Origin of the sequence: Enterobacter chengduensis (genome assembly GCF_001984825.2) — a bacterium.
GTDB lineage: Bacteria > Pseudomonadota > Gammaproteobacteria > Enterobacterales > Enterobacteriaceae > Enterobacter > Enterobacter chengduensis.
This window is the reverse complement of record NZ_CP043318.1, coordinates 3,930,238-3,950,097: the sequence shown is the minus strand read 5'-3', so window position 1 is coordinate 3,950,097 and position 19,860 is coordinate 3,930,238. Positions and strand designations below refer to the sequence as shown.

General features: G+C 56.6%; 25 protein-coding genes. 7 read left to right on the top strand and 18 right to left on the bottom strand.

Annotation, left to right across the window (positions count from 1 at the left end):
• Positions 1-30: 30 nt before the first annotated feature.
• From mprA to FY206_RS19020, 10 genes are all read right to left on the bottom strand, one after another.
• Positions 31-561, bottom strand: a complete 531-nt coding sequence (gene mprA / locus FY206_RS19065; RefSeq protein WP_032642977.1) for a transcriptional repressor MprA — start codon at positions 559-561, stop codon at positions 31-33.
• A gap of 313 nt (positions 562-874) precedes the next feature.
• On the bottom strand, positions 875-2,059 hold the full coding sequence (locus FY206_RS19060) for an MFS transporter (RefSeq protein WP_077064224.1): 1,185 nt from the start codon (positions 2,057-2,059) through the stop codon (positions 875-877).
• Positions 2,060-2,249: 190 nt separating this feature from the next.
• Positions 2,250-3,245: a glycine betaine/L-proline ABC transporter substrate-binding protein ProX gene (gene proX, locus FY206_RS19055; protein ID WP_032642973.1), complete on the bottom strand. Its 996-nt coding sequence runs from the start codon at positions 3,243-3,245 to the stop codon at positions 2,250-2,252.
• Positions 3,246-3,254: 9 nt separating this feature from the next.
• Positions 3,255-4,319, bottom strand: coding sequence for a glycine betaine/L-proline ABC transporter permease ProW (gene proW, locus FY206_RS19050; protein ID WP_100249861.1), 1,065 nt, complete (start codon positions 4,317-4,319; stop codon positions 3,255-3,257).
• Positions 4,303-5,514, bottom strand: coding sequence for a glycine betaine/L-proline ABC transporter ATP-binding protein ProV (proV, locus tag FY206_RS19045; protein WP_032642969.1), 1,212 nt, complete (start codon positions 5,512-5,514; stop codon positions 4,303-4,305). Before proV ends, proW begins: the two co-directional genes overlap by 17 nt.
• A 333-nt stretch (positions 5,515-5,847) precedes the next feature.
• Positions 5,848-6,807, bottom strand: coding sequence for a class 1b ribonucleoside-diphosphate reductase subunit beta (gene nrdF, locus FY206_RS19040; RefSeq protein WP_032642967.1), 960 nt, complete (start codon positions 6,805-6,807; stop codon positions 5,848-5,850).
• A gap of 9 nt (positions 6,808-6,816) precedes the next feature.
• Positions 6,817-8,961: a class 1b ribonucleoside-diphosphate reductase subunit alpha gene (gene nrdE / locus FY206_RS19035; protein WP_032642966.1), complete on the bottom strand. Its 2,145-nt coding sequence runs from the start codon at positions 8,959-8,961 to the stop codon at positions 6,817-6,819.
• Positions 8,934-9,344, bottom strand: a complete 411-nt coding sequence (nrdI, locus tag FY206_RS19030; RefSeq protein ID WP_032642964.1) for a class Ib ribonucleoside-diphosphate reductase assembly flavoprotein NrdI — start codon at positions 9,342-9,344, stop codon at positions 8,934-8,936. Before nrdI ends, nrdE begins: the two co-directional genes overlap by 28 nt.
• The gene (gene nrdH, locus FY206_RS19025; protein ID WP_032642962.1) at positions 9,341-9,580 is read right to left on the bottom strand and encodes a glutaredoxin-like protein NrdH; all 240 of its coding nucleotides are present in this window, start codon (positions 9,578-9,580) and stop codon (positions 9,341-9,343) included. The genes nrdI and nrdH overlap by 4 nt, the downstream gene beginning before the upstream one ends.
• Positions 9,581-9,823: 243 nt before the next feature.
• Positions 9,824-10,150 (bottom strand): ElaB/YgaM/YqjD family protein, encoded by a 327-nt coding sequence (locus FY206_RS19020; protein ID WP_032642961.1) that lies wholly within the window; start codon positions 10,148-10,150, stop codon positions 9,824-9,826.
• A 160-nt stretch (positions 10,151-10,310) separates the two neighbouring features.
• On the opposite strand from FY206_RS19020, the gene FY206_RS19015 reads away from it, so the two are divergent.
• Positions 10,311-10,655: a DUF2002 family protein gene (locus FY206_RS19015; protein WP_023333165.1), complete on the top strand. Its 345-nt coding sequence runs from the start codon at positions 10,311-10,313 to the stop codon at positions 10,653-10,655.
• A gap of 32 nt (positions 10,656-10,687) precedes the next feature.
• On the opposite strand, the gene alaE is transcribed toward FY206_RS19015, so the two are convergent.
• On the bottom strand, positions 10,688-11,137 hold the full coding sequence (alaE, locus tag FY206_RS19010) for an L-alanine exporter AlaE (RefSeq protein WP_032642960.1): 450 nt from the start codon (positions 11,135-11,137) through the stop codon (positions 10,688-10,690).
• Positions 11,138-11,630: 493 nt separating this feature from the next.
• Between alaE and stpA the strand changes: the two genes are divergently transcribed.
• Positions 11,631-12,035, top strand: a complete 405-nt coding sequence (gene stpA, locus FY206_RS19005; RefSeq protein ID WP_032642958.1) for a DNA-binding protein StpA — start codon at positions 11,631-11,633, stop codon at positions 12,033-12,035.
• 38 nt (positions 12,036-12,073) lie between these two features.
• On the opposite strand, the gene FY206_RS19000 is transcribed toward stpA, so the two are convergent.
• From FY206_RS19000 to FY206_RS18990, 3 genes are all read right to left on the bottom strand, one after another.
• Complete coding sequence (locus tag FY206_RS19000) at positions 12,074-12,253, bottom strand: YodC family protein (protein ID WP_032642957.1); 180 nt, start codon at positions 12,251-12,253, stop codon at positions 12,074-12,076.
• A gap of 79 nt (positions 12,254-12,332) precedes the next feature.
• A complete protein-coding gene (locus FY206_RS18995; RefSeq protein WP_077064225.1) occupies positions 12,333-12,854 on the bottom strand; it encodes a rhodanese family protein in 522 nt (173 codons plus the stop codon).
• 9 nt (positions 12,855-12,863) lie between these two features.
• Positions 12,864-13,163, bottom strand: coding sequence for an ArsR/SmtB family transcription factor (locus tag FY206_RS18990; protein WP_032642955.1), 300 nt, complete (start codon positions 13,161-13,163; stop codon positions 12,864-12,866).
• A 179-nt stretch (positions 13,164-13,342) separates the two neighbouring features.
• On the opposite strand from FY206_RS18990, the gene FY206_RS18985 reads away from it, so the two are divergent.
• Both FY206_RS18985 and FY206_RS18980 read left to right on the top strand, forming a co-directional pair.
• Complete coding sequence (locus FY206_RS18985; RefSeq protein WP_032642954.1) at positions 13,343-13,501, top strand: YqaE/Pmp3 family membrane protein; 159 nt, start codon at positions 13,343-13,345, stop codon at positions 13,499-13,501.
• Positions 13,502-13,623: 122 nt separating this feature from the next.
• Entirely contained in the window at positions 13,624-14,355 is a 732-nt protein-coding gene (locus FY206_RS18980) for a class I SAM-dependent methyltransferase (protein WP_032642953.1), read from the top strand.
• On the opposite strand, the gene FY206_RS18975 is transcribed toward FY206_RS18980, so the two are convergent.
• On the bottom strand, positions 14,352-14,954 hold the full coding sequence (locus FY206_RS18975; protein ID WP_032642952.1) for a short chain dehydrogenase: 603 nt from the start codon (positions 14,952-14,954) through the stop codon (positions 14,352-14,354). The genes FY206_RS18980 and FY206_RS18975 overlap by 4 nt on opposite strands.
• Before the next feature lie 97 nt (positions 14,955-15,051).
• Here FY206_RS18975 and FY206_RS18970 point away from each other — a divergent pair, with 97 nt between their 5' ends.
• The 3 genes from FY206_RS18970 to FY206_RS18960 all read left to right on the top strand — a co-directional run bounded on the left by FY206_RS18970 (position 15,052) and on the right by FY206_RS18960 (position 17,745).
• A complete protein-coding gene (locus tag FY206_RS18970) occupies positions 15,052-15,939 on the top strand; it encodes a LysR family transcriptional regulator (RefSeq protein ID WP_032642951.1) in 888 nt (295 codons plus the stop codon).
• Positions 15,940-15,959: 20 nt separating this feature from the next.
• A complete protein-coding gene (locus FY206_RS18965) occupies positions 15,960-17,141 on the top strand; it encodes an aminotransferase-like domain-containing protein (RefSeq protein ID WP_032642950.1) in 1,182 nt (393 codons plus the stop codon).
• Between the two features lie 85 nt (positions 17,142-17,226).
• Entirely contained in the window at positions 17,227-17,745 is a 519-nt protein-coding gene (locus tag FY206_RS18960) for a DUF6622 family protein (RefSeq protein ID WP_032642948.1), read from the top strand.
• Positions 17,746-17,765: 20 nt separating this feature from the next.
• Here FY206_RS18960 and FY206_RS18955 read toward each other — a convergent pair whose 3' ends face one another.
• The 3 genes from FY206_RS18955 to FY206_RS18945 form a co-directional block, all read right to left on the bottom strand.
• Positions 17,766-18,113, bottom strand: coding sequence for a HigA family addiction module antitoxin (locus FY206_RS18955; protein WP_032642946.1), 348 nt, complete (start codon positions 18,111-18,113; stop codon positions 17,766-17,768).
• Positions 18,114-18,123: 10 nt separating this feature from the next.
• Complete coding sequence (locus FY206_RS18950; RefSeq protein ID WP_032642944.1) at positions 18,124-18,423, bottom strand: type II toxin-antitoxin system RelE/ParE family toxin; 300 nt, start codon at positions 18,421-18,423, stop codon at positions 18,124-18,126.
• A gap of 259 nt (positions 18,424-18,682) precedes the next feature.
• On the bottom strand, positions 18,683-19,852 hold the full coding sequence (locus FY206_RS18945; protein ID WP_100249862.1) for an HlyD family type I secretion periplasmic adaptor subunit: 1,170 nt from the start codon (positions 19,850-19,852) through the stop codon (positions 18,683-18,685).
• Positions 19,853-19,860: the final 8 nt, after the last annotated feature.

The window sequence follows — 19,860 nt, the reverse complement described above, 5'->3', positions numbered from 1 at the left end:
TGAATCTGGAATGGTGAGCGTGTCGTCGCGTTAGCGCAGCGCCTCAAGAATGGCGCCGTCTTCATCCATCTGGTCCAGACGGGTGAGCAGCTTGCGAGTGATGTGCTCAAGCTGGTCGCGCTCGGCGGTGCTGAGGGCGGACCAGAGTTTGTGCAGGCAATTGTGCTGAGGTGGCAGCACTTCGCGCAGGAATTCGTGACCTTTCTCGGTCAGCTGCAGATGCAGGCAGCGGCGATCGTTGTCGCTTTCACGGCGCTCAATCCAGCCGCGCTTTTCAAGTTCATCGGCAATACGGGTGGCGTTGGTGCGGGAGGAGCCCAGCGCGCAGCTCAGCTCAGAAGGCTGAATGCTGTGATTTTCCTGAGACTCCAGCGTAATCAACGCCATAAACAACGTCTCGTTAATCCCTTGAGCTTTCAGCATTTTATTACGGTTTTCCAGAAGCTTACCCTGCATGTGCATGCACAGGCGAGTCAGCAGGATTTCCTGATAAGGGAAGTCCTCATGGCGACTGGCGCGGAATTTAAGCATTTGTTCAATGGGCGTAAACGAACTATCCATTTGGGCATAACCTCATTAATTACAGCCGATATAGTAACGATAGTGACAAATAATGTAAATGAATTATTTGTGCGGTTATATCCGCCAAACTTATGTCACCATCAGAAAGCGCCGGGTAAGTCCGTGACCCGGTGAGCACAGAAAGCGTAGGGTGTGAACCCGTGAAAGAGAGGATGTGAGGACGGGGGTCTGAACTATTCATGCCAACTGTAGATATGTCACCCACATTAAAATTTCTGGGATAAATGATTACGTTTACCTTAACAGACTGCCGGGCCTCTTAACACCCTAAGAGGCCAACGCAATGTAAAACTTAGTGTATTGCTTCCTGGCGATGGTAGCCGCGCCACCATACAAGAAGGTTGAGCGCGGCGACGATGGCCCCAATCCCACACACGCCCGACCAGCCGGCATGCTGCCACGCCGATGCGGAAATTAATGAACCGGCAGCGCCCCCGATGAAGTAGCTGGTCATGTATCCGGCGGTGAGGCGATTACGCGCCTCTGGCTTCACGCGATAGATGACGGTCTGGTTGGTAATGTGAATGCCCTGAACGGTGAGATCGAGCACCAGGATACCGACGATCAGCGCCAGCACCGAGACGTGCCCATACCAGATCGCTGCCCAGGAGAGCAGAAGTAAAACCAGCCCTGCGGAGGTGGTCAGATGGGATTTGCCCTTGTCGGCCAGCCCGCCAGCGGGACGGGCGCCCAGCGCGCCTGCGGCACCTGCCAGGCCGAACAGGCCAATCACCCCTTCGGAATAGTTGAACGGCGGCGCGGCCAGCAGAAACGCCATCGAGGTCCAGAGAATGCTGAAGTTGGCGAAGGTGAAACAGCCCAGCAGGGCGCGGGTACGCAGAAGCTTATCCTGCGTGAACAGGCTGAAAACGGAGGCCAGCAGCTGGGGGTAGTTCAGGTGATTTTCCTGCTTCACTTTTGGCAGCCCGCGCCACAGCGCCAGCGCCATCACCACCATCAGCACGCTCGCCACCCAGTAAACGGTGCGCCAGCCGCCGAGGCTTGCCAGCAGCCCTGCCACGGTTCGCGCCAGCAAAATCCCCAGCAGCAGGCCGCTCATGATGGTGCCCACCACCTTGCCGCGTTTTTCCGGGGAGGCGAGTGTCGCGGCGAGCGGCACCAGGATTTGCGCCACCACGGAGAACAGCCCCGTAAGCGCGGTACCGATAATCATCATCGTCAGCGACTGGCTGCTGGCGGTGATCAGCATCCCACCGGCGGCCAGCAGGGTCATGGAGACGATGAGCATTCGGCGTTCAAACATATCGCCGAGCGGCACCAGGAACAGCAGCCCGGCGGCATAGCCGAGCTGCGCCGCCGTCACGATGAAGCCAGCGGAGCTGGCAGAAAGGTTGAACGCGCGGGCGATGGTGTCGAGAAGAGGCTGCGCGTAATAGTTGCTGGCGACCGCCAGACCCGTTGCCACGGACATTAAAAGGATAAGTGCGGGACTAAGCGCTTGAGCTGTTTTTGTCATGAGTTTCAGGAATCGTTAGTTGAGTGATTATTTTTCCGGAAACCATAATAGCGAATGATTGTGAATGTTGGGGGATTGTTGGGTGATGGATTGTGCGGTTTGCTCCCCTCACCCCGGCCCTCTCCCAAGGGGAGAGGGAGGTCATCGTCCCCTCTCCCTCTGGGAGAGGGTTAGGGTGAGGGAAAATGATTTACTTCTGCGCTTCAAGCGCCTCTTTCACCCAGCCGTCAAACTGCTGCTGGTGGGCCTTGATCCAGCCGTCAACGTGGCCTTTAACATCGGCTTCAGACGATTTGCCCGCGTGCATCATCGCGTTCTGAGCATTGATATCCGCCAGCGGCAGCTTCATTACCGAGAACAGCTTCGCCGCCGCCGGGTTTTTCTCCGCCCAGGCTTTGTTGGCCACGATATGCATCGTGTTCACCGGGAAGCCGTAGTTCATGCCGTTCGGCAGTTTGGTGTCGATGTCCTTCTGCTCGCCCGGCAGGGAGGAGAACGGCACCTGCAGCCACACCACGTCTTTACCCGGCTTCAGCACGTCGCTCACCCAGTACGGCGTCCAGGTGTAGTAGATCACCGGTTTACCCTCTTTGAAGCGGGCAATGGTGTCGGCCATCATCGCCGAATAGTTGCCGTGGCTGACGTCGACCGTCTTCGCCAGGTCATAGGCTTTGTTCTGGTGATTAATCACCGCTTCACAGCCCCAGCCCGGCGAGCAGCCCATCATGTCGGCCTTGCCGTCACCGTTGGTGTCGAACAGTTTGGCGATCTTCGGATCCTTCAGCTGTTCAATATTGGTGATGTGGTACTTATCGGCGGTTTTCTTGTCGATCAGATACCCCTGCGCCGCGCCGGTCACGAAGGTGCCTTGGCGATAGAATTTCTTGTCGCCACCGGCGGCGGCATACATATCATCGTGCAGCGGCTGCCAGTTGACGGCGGTAAAGGTGGCATCGCCGGAGGCGATCGAGGTATAGCCGACGTTGTAATCCACTTCGCTCGGCGTGTTGACCGTGTAGCCCAGCTTCTCCAGCGCGCGGCTGACGATCAGGGTCTGGAAGCTCTCTTCGGAAATGGTGCTCTGCACCGGCTGTACGGTAATGCCTTTGCCCGGCAGGTCTGCCGCAAACGTGCTGGTGGAGACAAGGGTGGCAAACGCTGTGGCAAAAAGTACCTTATGTCGCATCGTTGTTCCTTATTTTGTAAATGGGCGGGTGATTAACCCGACAGGGCCGGTGGTATACCAGCGACGGTTGCCGCGACTGCGTGAATCACGACCGACGGCCTGGGTCAGGCGGTCAAGAATAATGGCGAGGATCACAATCCCGACGCCGCCGACGGTAGCCAGCCCCATGTCGAGACGGCCAATGCCGCGCAGCACCATCTGACCCAGACCGCCTACGGCGATCATTGAGGCAATCACCACCATCGACAGGGCCAGCATCAGCGTCTGGTTAACGCCCGCCATAATGGTTGGCATCGCCAGCGGGAGCTGAACCTTAAACAGCATCTGGCGCGGGCTGGCACCGAACGAGCGTGACGCTTCGATCAGGTCCGCAGGCACCTGGTTAATCCCCAGAATGGTCAGACGAATAATCGGCGGCAGGGCGAAGATAATCGTCACCACCACGCCCGGCACGTTGCCGATGCCGAACAGCATCACGATAGGCACCAGATAGACGAAGGCCGGGGTGGTCTGCATCGCATCCAGCAGCGGACGAATGATCTTCGCCGCCCGCGGGCTGCGCGCCAGCCAGATCCCCATCGGCAGGCCGATGACGATGCAGAAGAGCAGGGCGGTCAGCACCAGCGCCAGGGTGATCATCGCCTGCGACCAGGCGCCAATCGCGCCGATGGCAATCAGCGAAATCAGCGTGGCGACCCCCATCCCCGCGCTGCCAAACTGCCACGCGATCAGGGAGAACAGGATAATCGCCACCGGCGCCGGCATGCCCAGCATCAGCTGCTGAAAGCCGTTGAGGATGTAATCCACCGGGATGCGGATCCCCTGGAAGACCGGACGGAAGTGCGTGACCACCCAGTCGATCCCTTCCGTGACCCAGCTGTCGAGCGGGATCAGGGTTTTATGGAACGGGTCCATGATGTTGAAGTGTTCCGGCGCAGGCGCGGGTGCGCTGTTGAGCCAGTCCGCCGCGCCGCCGCCGTCGGCGGGTGCTGGCGTGGAACCCCACGCATCGGCGGATTGCGCAGCGCTGTCCGCGGCTTCTGTGGTGCCCCACGGATTAGTTTGAACGGTCATTGTTTGCCCCCTCGCGGTCTAAAGCCTGCAGCAGCATCCGTTTTGAGATGATGCCGACGTACTGTTGTTCCTCACCGACGACCGGCACGGCGCACGGCGCCTGGCCCACGTGAGAGAGCAACTCGCTGAGCGGCGTTTCGGCGTCCACGGCAAGCGGAGCGTCAATTAACGCCGCATCGATTCCCTGGTTTTCACCAAGCGCGGATTTCAGGGAGTCGATGGAGACAACGCCGACAAATTTATTGCCGCGTTCAACCAGATAACCGTATTCCCGGTCTTCGTCCTGCAGCAGCTTCAGCGCCGAGCGCGGGCCAAAACCTGGCGTTTTACGGATAATGCCGTTTGGCGTTCGACGGGCAATATCTTTAGCGCTAAAGACCTGGCTAATATCCACGCCGCGGAAGAAGGTGCGCACATAATCATTCGCCGGATTATTGAGTATTTCATCCGGCGTGCCGACCTGCACCACTTCACCGTTTTGCATAATGGCAATACGGTCGCCAATACGCATGGCTTCATCCAGATCGTGAGAAATAAAGACAATGGTTCGCTGATGTTTAGCCTGTAATTTTACCAGCTCATCCTGCATCTCGGTGCGAATTAACGGATCGAGGGCGGAGAAGGCTTCATCCATTAATAAAATATCTGGATTAATGGCTAATGCGCGGGCTAATCCCACGCGCTGACGCATCCCGCCGGAAAGTTCATCCGGGTAAGCATGCGCATAGTTTTCCAGCCCGACCTGACGCAGTGCATCCAGGGCTTTTTCCTGACGCTCCTGAGCGGGCGTGCCGGCTAATTCCATCCCGAAAGCGGTATTATCCAGCACCGTCATGTGCGGCATCAGCGCGAAGGACTGGAACACCATTGCGATCTTCTTTCTGCGCACCTCGCGGAGCTCGGCGTCTGATATTCTGGCGATGTCTACGCCGTCAATCAGCACCTGTCCGCGGGTGGGTTCAATCAGGCGATTGAGAAGGCGAACCATAGTGGATTTACCCGAACCGGATAATCCCATGATGACAAAAATCTCGCCTTCTTCAATGGCCAGACTGGCGTCTTTAACGCCAAGCGACAGCCCGGTTTTTTCCAGAATTTGCTCTTTGGTAAGGCCTTTTTCAATATATTTGAATGCGCGCTGCGGGTGCTCGCCAAATACTTTATAAAGATTTTTCACTTCTAATTTAATTGCCATGCAATAGAGAGTGTCCTGTTATTTGTTTATGCCAATATGATTACCATGGTAAATTGTTAACGGGCATAACCCTAACATACTGAGAATCTGAGACAACCCTGCGTTTGCTTATGCCAGGCATTTTCAGGTAAGCGAAACGGCTGAATTTCCCATGAGTAAAGGGCTGAGCGTCATTTGAGTTTTTCTTAAATTTTTGCTGCTGCATCGGGGAATTTCGCCTGGATCGGAGTGATTCAGGCGAATATGACGGGGGAATTACAGTGTAGTTCTCAGGGGAATATTCTGGTAGAAATAAAGGGATTTATATTTAATTAATGAACGTTAATTCACTCATTAAAAATCCCAGTCCTCGTCTTCCGTTTCCACCGCTTTACCCATCACGTACGACGATCCCGAACCGGAGAAGAAATCGTGGTTTTCGTCAGCGTTAGGCGACAGCGCGGCCAGAATTGCCGGGTTCACCTCGGCCATCTCCGGCGGGAAAAGCGCGTCGTAACCCAGGTTCATCAGCGCCTTGTTGGCGTTGTAGCACAGGAAGGCTTTGACGTCCTCTTCCCAGCCCGTTCCGGCGTACAGCTCCTCGGTATAGCTCAGCTCGTTATCGTACAGATCCATCAGCAAATCGAGCGCAAAGCCCTTAAGCTCCTCTCTCTTTGCCTCGCTGACTTTCTCCAGCCCTTTCTGATACTTATAGCCGATATAATACCCGTGCACTGCTTCATCCCGAATGATGAGGCGAATCAAATCGGCGGTGTTGGTGAGCTTGCCCCGGCTCGACCAGTACATGGGCAGCCAGAAGCCGGAGTAGAAGAGGAAGGATTCCAGAAACACGCTGGCGATCTTCTTCTTCAGCGGCTCGTCGGCCCGGTAATATTCCAGCACAAGATCTGCCTTTCGCCGTAATGACTCGCTCTCTTCACTCCAGGCGTAGGCCGCGTCCACGTCTTTGGTCTGGCACAGCGTGGAAAATATCGAGCTGTAGGAGCGGGCGTGCACCGCCTCCATAAAGCTGATGTTCGACATCACCGCCTCTTCGTGCGGCGTCAGCGCGTCACTCATCAGAGCCGGTGCGCCGACGGTATTCTGAATGGTGTCCAGCAGCGTCAGGCCGGTAAAGACGCGGATCGTCAGCTGCTGTTCGGCGGGGTCGAGCGTTTGCCAGGCCGGAATATCGTTGGAGAGCGGAACCTTTTCCGGCAGCCAGAAGTTGCTGGTCAGGCGGTTCCACACCTCCAGATCTTTATCGTCCTGGATTTTGTTCCAGTTTACGGCACTCACGCGTGACAGTTTCATCCTTTCTCCTTACAGCGCGCAGGACACGCAGCCTTCAATTTCGGTACCTTCCAGCGCAAGCTGGCGCAGGCGAATGTAGTAGAGCGTTTTGATGCCTTTCTTCCAGGCGTAGATCTGCGCTTTGTTGATATCCCGCGTGGTGGCGGTATCCGGGAAGAACAGCGTCAGCGACAGCCCCTGATCCACGTGTTTTGTCGCCTCGGCGTAGGTATCGATGATTTTTTCCGGGCCGATCTCATACGCATCCTGATACAGCGCCAGGTTGTCGTTAGTCATAAACGGGGCAGGGTAGTAAACGCGGCCGGTTTTGCCTTCCTTACGAATTTCAATTTTCGACACGATCGGATGAATGCTCGACGTGGCATGGTTAATGTAGGAAATCGATCCGGTCGGCGGCACGGCCTGCAGGTTCTGGTTATAAATGCCGTAGCGCATCACGTCGTCACGCAGCTGCTGCCACATCTCGCGCGTCGGCAGGGTAATCCCCGCGCGGGCAAAGAGATCGCGCACTTTTTCGGTTTTTGGCTGCCAGTCGCCTTCCAGATACTGGCTGAAATAGGCCCCGCTGGCGTAGCGCGACTGCTCAAAGCCCGCGAACCGCTGGCCGCGCTCGCGCGCCAGCATCATCGAGGTGTGCAGCGCGTGCCAGGTAATGGTGTAAAAATAGAGGTTGGTAAAATCCAGCCCTTCCGGACTGCCGTAGGCGATGCCTTCCCGCGCCAGATAGCCGTGCAGGTTCATCTGCCCCAGCCCGATGGCGTGCGAGGCGGCGTTGCCCGCTTCAACAGACGGCACGCTGCGGATGTGGCTCATGTCCGACACCGCCGTCAGCCCGCGGATGGCGGTCTCCACCGTGCGGCCAAAGTCAGGGGAATCCATGGTGTGGGCGATATTCAGCGACCCGAGATTGCAGGAGATATCTTTGCCGATATCCGCGTAGTCCAGGTTTTCGTCGTAGGCTGACGCGCTGTTGACCTGCAAAATCTCCGAGCACAGGTTGCTCATGTTGATGCGCCCGGCAATCGGGTTCGCGCGGTTTACCGTATCTTCATACATGATGTACGGATAGCCGGACTCAAACTGGATCTCCGCAAGCGTCTGGAAGAAATCGCGGGCGTTGATATATTTTTTGCGGATGCGATCGTCGGCCAGCAGCTCCTCGTACCGCTCGCTGATGGCCACGTCGCCAAAGGCTTTGCCGTAGATTCGCTCAACGTCATACGGCGAGAAGAGCGCCATCCCGGCATTCTCTTTGGCCAGCTTAAAGGTGATATCCGGGATCACCACGCCAAGCGACAGGGTTTTAATGCGGATCTTTTCGTCGGCATTTTCGCGTTTGGTATCGAGAAAACGCAGAATGTCCGGGTGGTGCGCGTGCAGGTAAACCGCCCCCGCTCCCTGACGCGCGCCAAGCTGGTTGGCATAGGAGAACGCATCCTCCAGCATCTTCATTACCGGGATCACGCCGGAGGACTGGTTTTCGATGCGCTTGATCGGCGCGCCCGCTTCACGCAGGTTAGAGAGCAGAAACGCCACGCCGCCGCCGCGTTTGGAAAGCTGCAGCGCCGAGTTCACCGCGCGGCCAATCGACTCCATATTGTCTTCGATGCGCAGCAGGAAGCAGGAAACCAGCTCCCCGCGCTGGGCTTTGCCGCAGTTGAGGAAGGTGGGCGTGGCGGGCTGGAAGCGACCGGCGAGGATCTCGTCGGTGAGCTGCTCCGCCAGCGCTTCGTCGCCCTGCGCCAGCGTCAGCGCCACCATCACAACGCGATCTTCAAAGCTTTCCAGATAGCGTTTGCCGTCGAAGGTTTTCAGGGTGTAGCTGGTGTAGTACTTCCACGCGCCAAGAAACGTCTGGAAACGAAAGCCGCTGGCGTGCGCGCGTTCAAACAGCTTCACCACGAAGGAACGGTCGTAGCGGGTGAGCGTGCGCGCGTCGTAGTAACTTTCGTTCACAAGATAGTCGAGACGCTCATTCTGGTTTGCAAAAGCCACGCTGTTGGGCCGCACGTGGGCGGCAAAAAAGGCGTCCACCGCCTCCCTGTCTTTATCAAACTGAATGCGCCCCTCGCGATCGTAGAGGTTAAGCATTGCGTTGAGCGCGTGGTAATCCGGTGTCGCCTGAATCACCCGTTCTGCGGTTGTCGTTGCCAAAATTCGTTCACTCCTTTACGCACGTTTTCGACGTCCTGCTGTGTCCCCATCAGCTCAAAACGATAGAGATACGGCACGCCGCATTTTTGAGAGATGACGTCCCCGGCGCGGCCAAAGGCATCGCCGAAATTGCGATTCCCTGCCGCAATAACGCCGCGGATTAGCCCGCGATTGTGGGGATCGTTCAGAAAGCGGATCGCCTGACGAGGCACGGCACCTGCCGTACCGCCACCGCCATAGCTGGGCACCACCAGAATGTAAGGCTCTTCTACCCGGATCCGCTCCCGCTCGTTGAGCGGGATGCGAACCGCGGGCAGCCCGACGCGCTCGATGAAGCGGAGCGTGTTTTCCGAGCTGCTGGAGAAGAAAACCAGCCCACTCACGCCCGGGTGACCTGTGCGGCGAGGCGGTTAATCATGTCCGGGCGAAAGCCAGACCAGCTTGTCTCCCCGGCAACGACCACCGGAAGCTGGCGAAAACCCCTGGCGCGCAGGGTATCGGCGGCCTCGGGTACCTGGTCAATATTCACCATCTCAAACGCCACGCCGCGGCTCTCCATCGCCCGCCTGGTGGCGTGGCACTGAACACAATCGTTACGTGTGTAAATAATAATGCTCATGATTCGTATTTCCATTTAAAATGAGAAGGCGGCGCGAATCATCGCGTCAGGTTGTGTCTGTCTTGCTAAGAGGGATACTAGATGTAGTTGCCTTAAGTTTCAACCATACAAGATATGGGAAATTTAGATTGATATTGCCCATGTGATGAGCACAGCGGGGCAGGGCGCTCTGTGCGGGCTTTTCAGGCGAGAAGACAAAGAAAAGCCCCGGAGCCTGAAGCTACCGGGGCCGAAAACGCAGGCTTATTTACGCAGGCTGAGCAGGGCACCCACGAAGATGCCGACCGCCGCGACGGTTCCCAGAGTGCATAGCGGTTTTTCACGCACGAAGGTCGTAGCACAGCTTGCCATATCGCAGGCAGCCTGCGTGGCGCGTGAGCGTCCGTTCATGCGAGCACGGGTTTCACGGAGCAGAGACTGAGCCTTACGTTTTGCGGCATCCGCTTCGTCCTTTGCGTCAGTTCCCCAGGACTTCAGCACTTCTTCCAGCGTATCCGCTAATTGGCTGACATCATTACGAATATCCTGAGCGTCGTCATTAATATCGTTTCGGTTCGGTCTGTTAAACATACGATCCTCCGTAATTTTGTGTTCCCGTTTAGTTTAGTTCAGAAATTTAATATCTGAAGCGCATCACGCGTTAATCGCCAGTTTATGGACTATTCTGAAAGCCCAGCCAATGCTGAATACTGTAAGGTTGCCGGGCAGGAAAAGATAACGAGGAAAAGATATGTATTTACGACCTGATGAGGTGGCGCGCGTTCTTGAAAAAGAGGGATTCACCATGGATGAGGTGACGTCAAAAGCGTATGGATATCGCCGCGGCGAGAATTATGTTTACGTTAATCGCGAAGCAAGAATGGGACGTACCGCGCTCATTATTCACCCGACGCTGAAAGACAGAAGTCTGTCATTTGCTGAACCTGCCTCGGATATTAAAACCTGCGATCACTATCAGCAATTTCCGCTCTATTTAGGCGGGGAGCGGCATGAGCATTATGGTATTCCGCATGGTTTCAGTTCGCGTATGGCGCTGGAGCGCTTTTTGAAGGGGCTGTTCGGCGACGTACAGTAAATTCGCGACTGGCCTGCGCCAGTCGCCCCACATCATGCTTTTGCCTGGCTGTACTGGCTGACCTTGAACAGGCGGCGGCAGTAGTCGAGGAAATAGCCGTATACCGCGCCCATCAGCATTGAAACCACAATATTCGAACTGACCGCCGCCGCGATTTGGTGCCAGTCCGCACCCACCGTCAGCAGAATGGCCACGTAAACCGGAGACTGGAACGTCACATACGCCAGCACGTCCGCCAGGTTTTTCACCCAGCCTGCAGGGCTGATACGACGCGCGAAACGCATAACGGCATCGCGATATAAACCATAAGGCCAGGCAATAACGATATTGACCGGGATAGCCACCAGACGAGAAGAAAGTGACTGCTCGAAGGTCATTCCTGAGAGGAATATTTCGATCAGCATGTTCACAACGGAACAGTAGACAACCATCGCGAAAGTATCCGCCACGGCATGGCGAAGGCGTGATTGCGGTGAGAACATGTCTGAACTCCTTGAGAAGAACACAAAAGAAACGATTTTCCCGAAGCGTCTAGTGCTTTAGGTTGGTTTGTTTGGCGTGTATAGCGTATATCTCTATGTTTGAACTAACAACTAGTGATTAATTTTTATTTAATCGCATTTTGTCCACAAAATTCTCTAAATTTGGTTGTTTTTTGTTCGGTTCGTTATAATCTGTCTCGCTTAAAGTATTTTATATAAAAATCATATAGTTAATGTTTTTGGCGTTGCAGGTTAAATCAATCCGCCCGTAAGGGGCGAGGAATGCTGAGATTTGGATTAAAGTTGGCCATTTATATTGGTATGGTGATTGAATCTGTGCGAATTCTACAAGCGGCTAAGATAATATTAAGGGTTACAGTAAACGCTATTCACATTATTGGCATAACGACCCCGCGGGTAGATATTTCCACGAAAATGAATTATTCTGACGGTGATTTATCTATTTACCCTAAAGAGAAGGTTTTCAAATAATATGTCTTTGACGTTACAGAATCTTAATAATATCCGAACTCTGCGCGCCATGGCGCGCGAATTAACCCTGGACGTTCTTGAGGAAATGCTGGAAAAGGTCAGGGTCGTTGCTGAAGAGAAACGGAGTGAGCAGGCGGAATTAGAGCAGCAGCGCGCTGAGCAGCAGGAAAAAATTAATACCCTGCTGGAGCTGATGAAAGCCGATGGTATTTCACCGACCGATCTGCTGGGTTCTGAGCTTGCGCAGGCGGGTAAGCCCACGAAAAAGCGTAAGCCGCGTGAAGCGAAATATCGCTTTATTGACCAGAACGGTGAAGAAAAAACGTGGACCGGCCAGGGCCGCACGCCGAAGCCTATTGCCAGCGCGCTGGCAAACGGGAAATCACTGGATGATTTTCTGATCTAAGGCGATAACCGGGCGGAATATTCCGCCCGGCTGTCTGTTTAGCAGACGCCGAAATCACCTTCTTCGGTATACGGCGCTACATCGGCCGCTTTCAGCGTATATTTCTCGCCTTGTTCATTGCTGGCCTGAACCGCCACAAGGGTGTCACCGTTCACTTCGAGCACTTTCAGTTTCGGGCCGCCTTTACGCGGCTGCACATAGTCACCGACAGAAAACATATTACCTCCTCATCGTTTTAGCGATCTTCACCTTAGCCCACGCGTGGCGCCGGGTACAGTGACTTTCACCAATTACTGCTTATGAGGTACGACGGTTCCAGGGCATAACCTTGAGCAGTTTCGCCATGCTGCAAAAGCCCGTCACTCCGGCGAACAGCAGTCCGGCTCCTACAAAACCGCTGAGCAGGAAAAAGCCGCTGGAGACGCCATAGCCCAGCACCACGCCGCAGAGTATCAATAGCCCGGCGGCAATTTGCACCTGACGCATCAGCGGCAGCGGCTGGGATCTGTCTTCGACGGTCGGCAGTCCGGCCTGCTTCCAGCCCTGAATGCCACCTTCGACCACAAATGCCCGAGCGGGCGCGGCGGCCTGAGCAAGGCGGTCGGCATTCCCCGACGTTCGGGCGCCAGACTGGCAGTGAAAAATCACCGTCTCACCCGCCTGCGCGTTCAGACCGCCGGGTAAGGTTTCCAGCGGCACCAGCCTCGCGGCGGGAATATGCTCGCGGGCGTACTCGTCGCTATCGCGAATATCAATCAGTATTGCGCCTTCGGCGATGCGGGCATTGGCTTCGCGAGGCGAAAGAAGAGGAAGTGACATGGGCGCTCCTTACGGGCAGTAAAGGGTTTTCAGGGTGCTGATGAGCTGATGTACCGCATCGTTTTTAATGAAGTACAGAATGCGCTGCGCCTCGCGGGTGCTGTCGATAAGCCCTTCCTCACGCATGCGCGCCAGATGCTGCGACGTGGCGGAAGGACTCAGCCCCGTCGCGCGCGCCAGGTCGCCCGCGCTGGTGCCGGGCGCCCCGCATAACGTGCAGAGGATCAGCAGCCGACGGGAGTTGCTCATGGCTTTCAGCAGTGCGGCCGCCTGCTCGGCGCTGGCCTGGAGTTGTTCAAGTTCGGTCATATTATTTTAGCATTATCTTAATTAAGTTAATTCTAAAGTAATATCGCACGTTACGCCAGCGTTAAAAGCGTAAAAGAGGGTAAATGGGACGGGTCTGAATGGCAGAAGCCGATAAGCTGGCTACGCTTACAGTCATTACTCTTTTTTATTTTCAACTGGTTAGCGTATACGGAGTGTTTATGGGTTTTTGGCGTGTTGTCTTTACGATTATTCTCCCTCCGCTGGGGGTGCTGCTCGGCAAGGGGTTTGGCTGGGCGTTTATCCTGAATATTATTCTGACCCTGCTGGGCTACATCCCCGGTCTTATCCACGCGTTTTGGGTACAAACTAAAAGCTAGGCCCGCCTTAGCTGTCGGTTGGCATACGCGAATTCTGGGCGCGTTTTGCAGGTCGGGTAAGGCGAGGCCGCCGCCCGACAATGCAGTATACTGCTATGCACGTTCTTTAAGAGGGATCTGCCATGGCACAAAACATCTACGACAATCCGGCATTTTTCGAAGGCTACGCCCAGCTTCCGCGCTCGGTGCAGGGCCTGGACGGCGCGCCGGAGTGGCCCGCGCTGAAAAACATGCTGCCTGATTTAACCGGTAAATCGGTTGTCGATCTCGGCTGCGGCTACGGCTGGTTCTGCCGTGCCGCCCGTGAACTGGGCGCGTCTGACGTCACGGGCGTTGATATTTCCGAAAAGATGCTTGCCCGGGCAGCAGAGCTTACCGCGGACCCACAGATCCGGTATCAGCACAGCGATCTGGAGTCGCTCAGGCTCGACGAAAACAGCCTCGACCTTGTTTACAGCTCGCTTGCGCTGCACTACCTCCAGGAACTGGACACGCTATTCGCCAACGTTCAGCGCGCGCTCAAACCCGGCGGCAGCCTGGTTTTTTCGATGGAGCACCCCATTTACACCAGCGCCACGCGTCAGGGCTGGCTGACCGACGATAACGGCGAGCGGTTCTGGGGCGTGAATCACTATCAGGACGAAGGCAAGCGCGTCAGCAACTGGCTGGCGGACGGGGTGATTAAGTATCACCGCACGCTGGGCACTACGCTTAACGCGCTGATCAAGGCCGGGTTAACGATAAGCGACGTCAATGAGTGGGGACCCACGCAGGCGCAGGTCGATGCCTGGCCCGCGCTGGCCGAAGAGGCGGAGCGCCCGATGCTGGTGCTGATGGCCGCCCGCAAGGCTTAATACCCGACCTTATACACCCGCCCGCTCTGCACTCCTTCCACGCTGCGACGGTAGGCCTGGGCCACGGTTGCGGCGGGGACGCTCTCAAAGCCCGGGAAGAAGCCGTCGTATGCTTCAGCGGATTCCGTCAGGACCGTCGGGCTAATCAGGTTGATGCGGATCCCGCGCGGCAGTTCGCAGGCGGCGGCGCGAACGAACCCTTCCAGCGCGGCGTTCACCGTGGTGGCATTCACCCCCTGCGCAATCGGCTCGTGCGCGACAATCCCGCTTATCAGCGTAATCGAGCCGCCTTCGTTGAGGTAGTGCTGGCCGGTCAGCGCCAGGCGCACCTGCCCCAGCAGCTTGTCCTGCAGGCCCTGGTTGAAGTCGCTGTCCTTCATGGTCGCGAGCGGGCCGAAGTGGAGGCCGCCGCTGGCGGACACAATGGCATCCACCCTGCCGATTTTCTCAAACAGCGCCTGCACGCTCGCCTGCGAGGTGATATCTACCCGATAGTCGCCCTGCGTGCGGCCGACGCGGATGACCTCGTGGCGACGACTCAGCTCTTCCGCTACTGCCCGACCGACCGTACCGCTGGCACCAATAATGACGATTTTCATAGCCGACTCCTTATGTTGTGAGCCTTCATTCTTTAATAAATAAAAATGCAGATAAACTGGGCCACAGTTAGAAGATTGCTAACCTGAGGTTTGGAATATGGATAAGCTTCGCGGCATGGAAACGTTTATCGCGGTGGTTGAAAGCGGCAGTTTCACGGGGGCGGCTGCACGGCTGGAGATGTCGGCGGTCATGGTGGGAAAGTACGTTGCGCTGCTGGAGTCACAGCTCGGCACCCGCCTGCTGGAGCGTAACACGCGGCGCCAAAGCCTGACCGATGCCGGGCGCGTCTATTTCGACGAGGCGAAGCGGGTGTTGGAGCAGGTCGCGATTGCCGAAAACGCGGTTGAACGCCTGCGCGCCGCGCCCGCCGGAACCCTGCGCGTCACGGCACCTACGTCGTTTGGCGGCTGCGTGATTGCCCCGCTGACGGCAACCTTTTTACAGCGCTACCCGCAGGTGCGCGTCGAATTGGATCTGACTAACCGGATGGTCGATCTGGTGGAGGAGGGCGTCGATCTCGCCATCCGCATTGGTGACGTTCATAACGACGATCTGGTGGCAAAATACCTGTGTCCCTACAACATGGTGATCTGCGCCGCACCGGACTATTTAGCGCGACACGGCACGCCGCAATCGCCCGCCGAACTGGTGGATCATCTCTGCTTGTCCCACAGCGTCTGGACCGCACGCAACGAGTGGCGGCTGCCGGGTGTGGAAGGCGAAGTGCGCTGGAAACGGGACGCGGTATTAAGATGCAACGACGGCTACGGGCTGCGGATGGCCGCAAGATCCGGGGCGGGATTACTGCTGCAGCCGGAAGTGCTGGTAGCCGAAGATCTGGAAAGCGGCAGGCTGATTCGGGTGCTGGAGCCGTTCACGCCCGCGCCGAGGCCGGTGCATTTATTGTGGCGTCAGGATTTACGCCCCCTGCCCAAGCTGACGGAATTTATCGCCCATATTCTGCTAAGATTGAGCACACTATAAAAACAGAAGGTAAGCAAAGAATGTCAGTGAGTAAACTCGCCAGCAGCGCGCAGGGCCTGCAATCATCTGCCATCCGTGAATTATTAAAACATAGCAAAATGGCCGGCGTCATTTCGCTGGGTGGGGGGATCCCTAACCCGGCTTTGTTCGATCATGAAGGCCTGAAAATAGCCGCGGATGCCGTATTATCCCAGCATTTTGGCGAGGCGTTTCAGTACGGCCTGACCGAAGGCGTACCGGGACTGCGGGAAGAGATCCAGCGCATCTGCGAAGGACGCGGCATTGCCTGTAAAGCCGATGACGTGGTGGTGACCTCTGGCTCACAGCAATCGCTTGACGTGCTGGCGCGTGCATTAATTAACCCGGGTGATACCGTTGTGGTTGAGCGTCCAACCTATCTTGCCGCGCTGCAGGTTTTTGGCCTGGCTCAGGCGAATTTTGAATCCGTCGGCACCGACGGCGACGGCATGAAGGTCGACGAACTTGAAGCGCTGGCGGCAAAGAAAAGCATCAAAGCGGTGTATATCGTTCCGACCTTTGGTAACCCTGGCGGCGTGACGCTCTCTGAAGCGCGTCGCAAAAAGCTGGTGGAACTCTCGCAGCGCTATGACTTCGTCATTATTGAAGACGATCCGTACAGCGAAATTAACTATACCGATGAGGTCTTCCGTCCGTTAATCGCTCATGCCAAAGATATCGGCAACGAAGAGAACGTGGTCTATACCTCGACCTTCTCTAAAATTCTCGCGCCGGGCACCCGCGTGGGCTGGGTGCTGGTACCGGAGTGGCTGAAGCGCGCGGTAGTGAACCTGAAGCAAACCACCGATCTTCACACCAGCACGCTATCGCAGCTGATGACGTACGAATATCTGAAAACCGGGCGTCTGGCCGGGCAGATCAAAACGATCCGCGAAGCCTATCGTCAGAAGTATCAGACCTTCGCCAACGAACTGGAAGCCGAGCTGGGCGAGGTGATGTCCTTCCACAAGCCGAAAGGCGGCATGTTCCTGTGGGCGACGATGAAAAATGGGGGGAATACCACGCGCTGGCTGGAAAAAACCTTAAGTAACGGCGTAGTATTTGTGCCGGGCGAATTTTTCTACTGCCATGAGCCAGACCATTCGACGCTGCGCATGTCGTTTGTCACGCCAACGGACGAAGAGCTGAAGGAAGCGGTTCAACGCCTGAAAAAATCGCTGTAAAAAACCTGCGCATAATGGCTTCTCTGCCGTTATGCGCAATACGCGTTCAGGGCGGCACGGGCCGCGATCGTCCATGGAGATCTCCATGTTTGAATTTCTGTTCGGTGTCGTTACGCATACGCCCGTCTGGGTGTGGGTGTTGTTTATCTTCCTTATCTCTCGCGGCATTAAAGCCCGCAGGCCCGCCACCGTCACGCTGGAGCGGCTTGCCATCATCCCGGCGATCTTTCTTATCTGGGATATTTACGATCTGGTGGTCTACCGCACGCTGACTCCCGGGACCGTTGCACTGTGGACGGCGGGGATTTTCGCCGGTGCCGCGCTGGGGTATTTCCTGATTAAGCAGGCGGTGATTACCCGCGCAGAGGCGCCGCGTAGCCTGTACCGTCCGGCAGACTACACCGCGCTGCCGTTTATGATGCTGGCGTTTGGGGTGAAGTATGTGCTGGGGGTGATGAGCGCGGTTTCGCCTCAGACGATGCAGCAGCCCGCCATGAGCGCGCTGGCGATCGTCTCCGGCGGCGTGTTTGCGGGCGTGTTTATCGGTAAGTTTGCGCGCTATGTTGGGGTGTATAACCGTACCGCACCGCGCCCGGCGGGGTGAGATCTCCGCGTCTGTTCGGGTCAGGCTACATCCGGCTGGCCCGATTTTCGCTTAGCCATGACGTCCGCAACGGTCTTTATACGGCTCAACTCCTCCTGCGTCCTGGCGTTAGATTGCGCTTCCCAGATATCGACGTTCAGCTGTAAGTTCAGCCAAAATTCAATAGAGGTATCAAAGGCTTTTGCCAGTTTGATCGCCATATCGGCAGTAAGCTTGCGATTGTTATTGACCAGCGCGCTGATGGTGTTGCGGTGAACATTGAGCATCTCCGCCAGATCGCTGATTTTCAGATTGAGCGGTTCAAGATACTCATATTGCAACACGTCGCCCGGCGTGGTGGGTTTGCGGAGTGCCTGTTGAAGTGTCATAGGTGATGCCTCACTTGTGTTGCGTGTACTTGTGTGGAGAGAGGTAGAGATCTTCTGCTTTACCCTCTATCCAGCGAAATACGAGCCTGTATTGCCTGTTTACCCGGATTGAGGAATATCCCTTCAGCGGCGGATTCAATGCTTCATACATATTGCCCGGGGGCGATCGCAAATCCCTGTGCGAGGTTGCTGCCCTGATGATATCGAGCTTTCTCGCAAGCGCTGTTTCCAGATTTGAAGGACTAACATTGCTCGATCTGCCGTAAAGAAAAAAATCCTCAAGCCATTGATCCCGAAAATAACTAATCATAATGCTGCCGAGCTCCAGTCCATGAAGCTGATTGAATGGTAGCGCACTCCCGCACTCCCGCACTGTGCGCAAGTGCATTTCTGTCTGCGGTTAATATTACCAGGTCAACGGTTGAAGGGAAGTGGGATGCATAACTAAAGGTTAATACTCCGAGGCAGGTTCCAGTTCTGGCATGCGGTTTACTGCCCGGCGGCGCTGCGCTTGCGCGGGCCTACGGGAACGTAGGCCGGGTAAGGCGGAGCCGTCACCCGGCGATTGACTACCGCTCCCTTAGCGCCTCTTTCGCTCGGTTAAACGGCTTAATCAGATAATCCAGCACCGTTTTCTCGCCGGTCTTGATGTCCACCGTCGCAATCATCCCCGGCACAATCGAGAAGTGCCTGCCCGCCTTGTTCACCAGGTAATCCTGGCTGGTGCGGATGAATACCCGGTAGTAGAACACCTCCGGCTTGGCTTCGTCCTGGATGGTGTCCGGGGAAATCGTCTCCACCACCCCGTGCAGCCCGCCGTAAATGGCGTAATCGTAGGCGGTGATTTTGACCAGCGCCTCCTGGTTCGGGTGGATAAAGGCGATATCGCGCGGCGAGAGGCGGGTTTCAATCAGCAGGCGATCGTCGACCGGAACAATCTCCATCAGCTCGCCGTTGGGCGGGATCACGCCGCCGATGGTGGTGACCTTGATGTTTTTCACGATCCCGCGCACCGGGGATTTTACCGTCAGGCGGGTGACGGAATCCTGGCGGCCTTTCAGGACGGCGGAAACCATATCCACCTCCGCGTTGGCCTTGGATAACGCCTCGCGCGCCTGAACGTAATACTGCGAGCGCACGTCGGTGAGCTTCAGCTCCAGGTCACTTTTCTGTCGCTGCAGGCGCAGCACCTCCACGTGGCTGGCGGCCCCGGTTTTCACCAACCGCTGGGTGATGGCCAGCTCCTTATTGGCGAGATCTAACGCGGCGCGCAGCTCCCGCTGGGTGTCCTCCAGCTGCGCGCGGCGGGAGTTGTAGAGCCGCGTTTCGTCAGCAATCAGATCCGGCCATTTTGCCAGCGAAGGGGGGAACTTTAGCGGCAGATCGTTCACCTCGGCGTACAGGCGGGCGCTGGAGGCCAGCGAAGCCCGGTAGCGCGCCGCGCTTTCGCCGACGTTCGATTCGGAACGCGTCGGATCGAGCCGCGCCAGCACCTGTCCGGCCTGCACCTGATCGCCCTCATGAACGTTCAGCTCGGTGAGGATCCCGCCGTCGAGAGACTGCAGGACCTGCTCGCGCGAGCTCGGGATCACCTTCCCCGAGCCGGTTGAGACCTCGTCCAGCAGGCCAAACCACGCCCAGACGCCCAGCACCACGAACATCAGCAGCGAGATGATGACGATTCGACGCGCGCCGGTGTAGCCGCTCTCGGAATCCAGCGCGTTATCCAGATCGTCCATTGCCGCCA